Source organism: Streptomyces sp. NPDC005811 (assembly GCF_040630405.1).
Lineage (GTDB): Bacteria > Actinomycetota > Actinomycetes > Streptomycetales > Streptomycetaceae > Streptomyces.
In genome coordinates, this window is sequence record NZ_JBEXXK010000028.1 from 140,583 (window position 1) to 147,493 (window position 6,911).

At 69.2% G+C, this 6,911-nt stretch carries 7 protein-coding genes and 2 pseudogenes; 2 read left to right on the forward strand and 7 right to left on the reverse strand.

The window, feature by feature from the left end:
• Positions 1-114 precede the first annotated feature (114 nt).
• On the forward strand, positions 115-573 hold the full coding sequence (locus ABZ490_RS28655) for a divalent metal cation transporter (RefSeq protein ID WP_358995855.1): 459 nt from the start codon (positions 115-117) through the stop codon (positions 571-573).
• 243 nt (positions 574-816) lie between these two features.
• Here ABZ490_RS28655 and ABZ490_RS28660 read toward each other — a convergent pair.
• The 6 genes and pseudogenes from ABZ490_RS28660 to ABZ490_RS28685 form a co-directional block, all read right to left on the reverse strand.
• Positions 817-1,490 (reverse strand): annotated as a pseudogene (locus ABZ490_RS28660) (sulfite exporter TauE/SafE family protein); the annotation flags it as partial.
• Positions 1,491-1,499: 9 nt separating this feature from the next.
• Positions 1,500-1,835, reverse strand: a complete 336-nt coding sequence (locus tag ABZ490_RS28665; RefSeq protein ID WP_358995858.1) for a YnfA family protein — start codon at positions 1,833-1,835, stop codon at positions 1,500-1,502.
• A 58-nt stretch (positions 1,836-1,893) separates the two neighbouring features.
• Positions 1,894-2,526, reverse strand: coding sequence for a MerR family DNA-binding protein (locus ABZ490_RS28670; RefSeq protein ID WP_358995861.1), 633 nt, complete (start codon positions 2,524-2,526; stop codon positions 1,894-1,896).
• 85 nt (positions 2,527-2,611) lie between these two features.
• Complete coding sequence (locus ABZ490_RS28675; RefSeq protein WP_358995864.1) at positions 2,612-2,776, reverse strand: hypothetical protein; 165 nt, start codon at positions 2,774-2,776, stop codon at positions 2,612-2,614.
• Positions 2,777-3,686: 910 nt separating this feature from the next.
• Complete coding sequence (locus ABZ490_RS28680; protein WP_358995867.1) at positions 3,687-4,220, reverse strand: peptidylprolyl isomerase; 534 nt, start codon at positions 4,218-4,220, stop codon at positions 3,687-3,689.
• Between the two features lie 370 nt (positions 4,221-4,590).
• Positions 4,591-4,854, reverse strand: a pseudogene (locus ABZ490_RS28685) (Tn3 family transposase); the annotation flags it as partial.
• A 241-nt stretch (positions 4,855-5,095) separates the two neighbouring features.
• Here ABZ490_RS28685 and ABZ490_RS28690 point away from each other — a divergent pair.
• Positions 5,096-5,401 (forward strand): hypothetical protein, encoded by a 306-nt coding sequence (locus ABZ490_RS28690; protein WP_358995870.1) that lies wholly within the window; start codon positions 5,096-5,098, stop codon positions 5,399-5,401.
• A 562-nt stretch (positions 5,402-5,963) separates the two neighbouring features.
• On the opposite strand, the gene ABZ490_RS28695 is transcribed toward ABZ490_RS28690, so the two are convergent.
• A complete protein-coding gene (locus ABZ490_RS28695; protein WP_358995873.1) occupies positions 5,964-6,344 on the reverse strand; it encodes a helix-turn-helix domain-containing protein in 381 nt (126 codons plus the stop codon).
• Between the last annotated feature and the right edge of the window lie 567 nt (positions 6,345-6,911).

Below are 6,911 nucleotides of genomic sequence, written 5' to 3' on the forward strand. Positions count from 1 at the left end.
GGTCGGGCGGCAGGTGTCCCGGGCGGCGGCGGCCGTACTCGTAGAGGGCGCAAACCGAGCAAGGACTTCATCCTGCTCGCGGTCGCGCTGATCGGTACGACGGTCAGCCCGTACATGCAGTTCTACGCCGCCGCTGGCGTCGTCGACCGGGGCGCCAAGCCCGCCGACTACCCCCTCATCCGCGCCGACGCGATCCTCGGCGCCGATTTCGCCTGCGTCATCAGCCTGACCATCATCATCGCCACCGCGTCCGCCATCGGCGGCACCGGCCCGCTCAGCTCTGCAGCCCAAGCCGCCGAGGCACTCAAGCCGGTCGCCGGCCAGAACGCCGAACTCCTCTTCGCCCTCGGCCTGATCGGCGCCTCCGCCCTGGCCGGAGCGGTCGTACCGCTCTCCGCCAGCTACGCCATAGGGGAAGCGGCCGGTGTGGAACGCTCGGTCTCCCGCAGCTTCCGCGACGCGCCCTTGTTCCTGGGCCTGTTCACCGCCCAGACAGTGCTGGGCGCCACGGTGGCGATGACCCGGTCGACGTCATCCAGCTCCTCATCGGCACCCAGGTCCTTCAGGGACTGATCAGCCCGATCGTCCTCGTCTATCTGCTGGTCCTCACCAACCGCCGCGCGGTCCTCGGCGACGCCGCCAACGGCCCGCGCTACCGCGTCGCCGCCACCGCCGTGGTCGTGGGCGTCGCCGGGATGTCCACCATCCTGCTCGTGCAGACGGTGCTGGGCTGGTTCGGGCTCGGCTGATCGGTTCTCCGACGCCTCAGGACACTCCAGGGCCTGGACGGCGTAGAGGAGGTCGACCGTCGTGGCAGCCGCCGAGCAGGCCGCTCAGTCGGCAGACCAGGCTGAGGAACCAGTCCGGGGCGATGGGGCCGGGCCGCTGGCGGTCAGGGCCAGCAGCGCGTACGTCATGGCACGGACGACGGAGGTGAGGAAGGTGGCGGCGAGCGCCGCCGGGGCCACCACGGTGACCGGCAGGCCGAGACGGTACAGGATCGGCCCGAGCAGGGAGTCGCCGCAGATGCCGTGGATCCCGCCGACCATGCCGACCGCCACGGCGAGCGCGGTGACGGCCGGACCGAAGGGGGACGGCCGGGTGGTGCCCGGACGAGGCGGCCGTACGGTGCGCAGGCACAGACCCAGAGGCAGCAGGAGTGCGGCGATGAGGGCCCGGAAGACACCGGGGCCGGGTACGACGAACACCCGGATGACCGCGCCCACGACCACGCCGGGCAGTGTGCCCAGGGCCAGTTGCCGGGTGAGTGGTCCGCCGAGACGGCCGCGTCTGGCGTGACGGAGCAGTGCGCCGGGACTCGCCACCACGTTGTAGAGGCGGTTGGTGGGCGTGACCACCGGACTCGGCACGCCCAGCACGCTCAGCTGCACGGGCAGCAGGAACACCGCCCCCGACACCCCCAGCGGCGCGGTGACGATGGCGATCAGCAACCCGGCCACGAAGCCGAGACATCCCGTCGACCATGTCACGGCACGAGGTCAGTGGCCACGCGGCGCGTACATGATGACGGCCATGCCCGCGAGGCAGACCAGGGCGCCGATGACGTCGAAGCGGTCGGGGCGGTAGCCGTCCATGACCATGCCCCAGGCGATGGATCCGGCGACGAAGATCCCGCCGTAGGCGGCGAGGATACGGCCGAAGTGGTCGTCGGTCTGGAAGGTGGCGACCAGGCCGTACAGGCCGAGCGCGATGACGCCGGCGCCGATCCAGGTCCAGCCGCGGTGCTCACGGACGCCCTGCCAGACCAGCCAGGCGCCCCCGATCTCGAACAGGGCGGCAACGACGAACAGGACGATGGAGCGGGCGACGAGCATGAAGGGGTCTTTCCGGTGGTTTTCTGGAGTTTCAGCAAGGCGGGGTGGGGATGATCGGTCAGGAGATGGCGGAGAACAGGGCGTCGAGCAGGGCGGTGCCCTCGGCCGGTGCCTTGACCTCCAGGTGCAGGTGCGGGCCGTCGAGGTGGAGGCGGAAGTCGAAGAAGGGGCAGCACTGCTGCTCGGCCGCGGCGAGGGTGGCCACGGCTGCGGCTCGCTCGGCGGGCAGGGTCAGCCGTATCCCGTCGGGGATCGCGGTGCGCTCCGCACCCTCGGCCGCCGTACGCCACTCAGCCGCTCGCTCGTCCAGGTCGTCGCCGGTGAGCGAGCAGGCCACGGGTGCGGACCTCCGTCGCTCGCCGTTCTCCTCGGGGGCCGGACGAATCGGGGTGAACACGACGTCCACTGGACCGGACGCCGCCGGGCTCAGGAAGCCGCACTTGCGGTCGCAGCGGCTGGAACGGTCCGGCAGCGAGTCCAGGGTCCGTAGTGCGTCGCGCAGGGAGGATGCGAACGTCCGGAGCTCGGCGATGCGCTGTTCAGCGGTGCCGAGCCGGGCAGCGATACGCGGCCGCAGGTCTGCCTTCACGTCCGCGCAGACGCCGGACTCCCATACCCCGAGCAGTTCGGCGATCTCCTCCAGCGGCAGCCCGAGGTGCTTGGCCGCGTCGATGAACGCCAGCCAGGTCATCGAGGACTCCCTCGGCGACCAGGTCCTCGCCGTCGGCGTCCCGGACGGCCAGGGCCAGCCGGAGCATCCAGCACGTGGCCCGCCATCACGCCTTGCTGAACCCCTGCCCATCGGCCTTGGCGAGGGCGAGGGACTGGAGACGGCCGTAGTCGACGAGGTCCCGGTCGCGGATGCGCCGGACATGCTCCTGGGCCAGCTGTCGGCGCAGGCGGAACAGCGCGACCTGGCCGCGTACGGCCGGCGGACACACGCGCGGATCGTCGCTCGGTTCGGCCTCCGCGATGCGCTGCCGGTCCAGCCAGGACCGCGGTCGGCTCGCGTCACGAGGCCGCCCCTTGACCGGGCGGTCGACGGCTGTGACCGCGGCAGACGGATGCCGGGCAGGATCAGCACGAGCTGACACGGCCGTCCACTGATGGGATCGGCGATCCACTCGGCGTCGAAGGTCCGGATGACCTGCAGACACAGGCGGCACAACCCGTCAGTGTTGAGGTGGCTCTCGTGCCCGCACCGACGGCATGGGCCAGTGTCCGGGTGGAGCCTGTTGCGCCAGGACGCGCAGCCGACACAGTCGGCGTACTGCGGTTTCTCTCCCCAGCTCAGACAGACCCGGCACTGCCCGACCGGCCAAGCCCTTCGTCGCGACACGGCGTCAGTTCGGCGGCAAGGACAGCGCGAACGGCCGCCCTTGCGCGGGGTCGGCCGGGCGGGACGGTCCGCCGCGTCCTCGGCCCCGACCGCCCGGCGGCCGGTCTCCCGCTCGCCGCCGTCGGCGACGGCCAGCGGCTCGGCCTCCAACAGGTCGGCGACCGTGCAGTCCAAGGCCGCGCACATCTTGCACGATTTCCTGCGGCATCTCTTGCGTGAGCCTGCGCGCACGTTCGGAGTCGGCACAGGACGCCACCCCCAGAGGGGCGTGGTCGGGGGGTCTGGCATCCCCCTCAGAGCACCCCACGACCGCCCCGTCTTGAAAAAGTGTGGGAGCGGGCGGGATGTGGGGCGCGCCTGTGGGGGAGATCGGGCGCCCGCGGTTGTCTCGCGCGTCGGCAGGGCCGCGCGTGGGGCCAGCCAGAGGGCTTTCCGGGTGGTGGACTGCTGCGGCTGGGTAGCCCGCTGGTCGTGTCGGCCAGCCTGGCCGCCCGGTGGTCGTGGTGGGGAATTTATCGTCGGTCGATGGTGACGGACTCGATGGTGACGGACTCGATGGTGATGTCGGTGACGGGACGGTCCTGGCGTGCGGTGTCGGCCCTGGAGATGGTGGTGACGACGTCCTCTCCGGCGGATACCTGGCCGAAGATGGTGTGCCGGTCGTTGAGGTGCGGGGTGGGCGTGACGGTGATGAAGAACTGGGAGCCGTTGGTCCCGGGGCCGGCGTTGGCCATCGCGAGCCGGTAGGCCCGGTCGAACCTCAGCTCCGGATGGATCTCGTCCTTGAAGCGGTAGCCCGGTCCTCCGGCTCCGGTTCCCTGGGGGTCGCCGCCCTGGATCATGAATCCGTCGATGACCCGGTGGAAGACCGTCCCGTCGTAGAGCGGCCTGTTGATCCGTTGCCCGGTGTCGGGGTCGATCCACGGCTTGCTTCCGTCCGCGAGGCCGACGAAGTTCGCGACGGTCTCCGGAACCTGACTCTCAAACAGCTCCAGTTCGATGTCCCCGGCCGTGGTCTTCAGTGTTGCGAACAGCTTCTCCACCATGGGCTCCCGTCCCGTCGTCCGCGCCCTGAGCAGGGCTTTCATCGCATCGAACCAGCGATGGCGCCGACACACCGACCGGGACACACATCATCAGTGCCCTCGCACCGAGGTGGGCTAAGCGCGCCCCAGCCGAAGCGGCCGACTGGCTCCCCGGTAACTGATGGCGATGCCCGGTCACGACTGCGAGATTCCATCGGGCGGGGACCGGCTGGAACGCCATGTCGATGCAGTCGATGGCGCTCGGCTCGGCCTCCGGGCCGTTGGTGGGTGGCCGCTGTCCTTGAACCGCACCTCTTGCAGGCCCGGGCGACGATGCCGGGCAGCGTGGCGTCGCTGGCGCCCTGGCCTTGGGCAGGCGCCCGGTGGAGGCGGTGAAGCTGGAGCGGCCGAGCACGTTCCGGTCGCGGTGCTTGAACGGTGAGAGGCGGGCGATGTCCTGGCCGCGGTTCTCGTGGCCCTCGGCGCGGAGCTGGTCGGCGGCGGCGTCGAGGTACCGGGTGGTCCACAGCACTACGGCGCCGAGGACCAGGCCGAGCGCACCGAGCTGGTCTCCATGCCGTCCCGGTACGCCTGGTGGGTGGTGCCGCTTGCCGTGGCACACGTTCCTCGCGAGCTTGTGGTGGGACTCCTGCACAGGCGAGCTGCCGGTTGATTGTCAGCTTCGTGAGAATTTCAGACACTGGCCGATAAATGTGCACGGCTGGGTGATCCGGGGTGTGTACGGGCGCAGTGAAAGTCCCGTGCACGTCAGATCCGCTCAAACCAGTGGTTTACCCCTGATAAAAGACGTAGAGAAGCCTTTCCGTTCTTACAGTGGGATCGAGGTTGGCGGGCGGGCTGGCTGCTTTGCCCGGCGAAACGAAGGGGGATTTCAGTTGTCCACTCAGAGGACTGCCTCGGGGCATACGGCACCGGGGCAGGGCTGGCAGAACTACAACAACGCAGGCATCTTCATCGATGTCGACACGTCAACGGCAGGCTTCACCGGTAACCCGACGTACGTGATCTCCCTGGGAGGGGACGGAACGCACTGGTCGGCCGTGGGAGCGTCGGCTGTCTACTCGCCGACCAGGACCAGGTTCCGCGTGTACCTGCAGTGGAAGGACACCAGAGTCCTCACGCCGGCACACGCGGCCCAGTACAACTTCCACATCAACTGGATCGGTATCGACGAGCCGTAAAGGCTTTCCGATACCGCCCGGCAGGACACGCTCTGAGCCGGTGAGAAACCGTGGGGCCCCGAACCGCTACGCCAGCGGCTCGGGGCCCCACACAGGCTTACCCACGGGGTGATTTCCTTCAAGCATGGGAATGTCTCAACACCACGGGGAATTGCCGGGCCAGAACCACTACCTCCGCCGATCCGCCACAAACCGGGAAATGCCCCGCACGTCCGCCCCTGGCGAGTCACCCCCAGCCTCCTGTACACCGGCGAACGGGACTAGCCCGCCGCCCATTCCAGCCCGAGAACGGCCAGCGCGGCGACTCGGTGGGTGCTGAGCTTGTCCCGCCTAGCGCGGGTGTTCGAGACTCATACACCCAGCCGGGCGCGGTCAGCTTGTCCTACCTTCCAAGCGTGGGTCTGAGCTGGTCATTCGTAAGATCAGCGGGCCCAGGGGTTTCGGGTATGGCTGTGAGCTTGAGCGAGGTGGCGGTCCGGCTCGTCCGGGAACGCCGAGCGCAGGACCTGGCTGATCTGCGCGGGACTCCAGCGACGGTCGAGGTGCTGCTGGATGAACTCCTTCAGCTCGGGGTCGCGCCGTATCTTGCCTTCCTTGGAGCGGGCGCGGCGCACGGCGGCTCGGCGCTGGGCTTGGAGCCGGTGCGCGGGTCGCTGTTGCGACGCACCTCGCGGCTGATCGTGGCCGGGTCCCGGCTGAACTCGCGAGCGATCGCGCGCAGGGACTTCCTGGCCCGCAGCAGGTCGGTGATGACGATCCGCTCGTCCTCCGACAGGAACCGAGGCGAGCCCCCGCCGGTGTCCCTCTCCTCGACGATGGGCGGGTAGACGTGGTCGCGGCCGGACCAATCGACGACCTTGCGTCCGTACCGCCAGCGGCTCCCCGTCTTGCGATTGATGCCCACCTTTCGGCACGCGGCCGAGTTGCTCAATCCCTGCGCCATGAGCCGAAGGTATTGGTCACGCTTCTCCGTCAAAGGGGCAGGCCCACGCTTCTTGTAGTTCCGCCGCGGTTTGGTCAATGCAACACCCCTCAGGGTCTGGTGTTGCGACCACCTCTAGAACCCAAGCGCCTAGAAGGGGCCAGGACTCACTCCTCAGGCCATCCCGGGACAGAACAACTAGTGCTCTGACCGCATAGGTTCGCCGGGTTGGCGGTCGTGGCGGTTGAATGGGCGGTGACGTCCTCACCAACTCGTCTCCACTGTGCAGACCGCCGCCCTCACCTGTGTGATACCGGGGTCTGGCGGGATCCGCCGACAGGGGTATGACCAAGTAGCCCTGGAGCCGGACGTGTTGCGGAGAACCAGGGCCTAGCTTCGACTGCATGATCTCCAGACGTCGCAGGGCCACTGTGGCCACTCTGCTCACCCTGGCCCTGTCTGCGCCGCTTTTGGGCGCCACACCGGCCGCCTCCGCCAACGCCGCGCAGGCCGCGCCCCAAGTCCCTTACAGCAGCCCGTTAGAACTACCGTCCCTCACCGGTCCGTACCCCGTGGGCCGCCGCACCC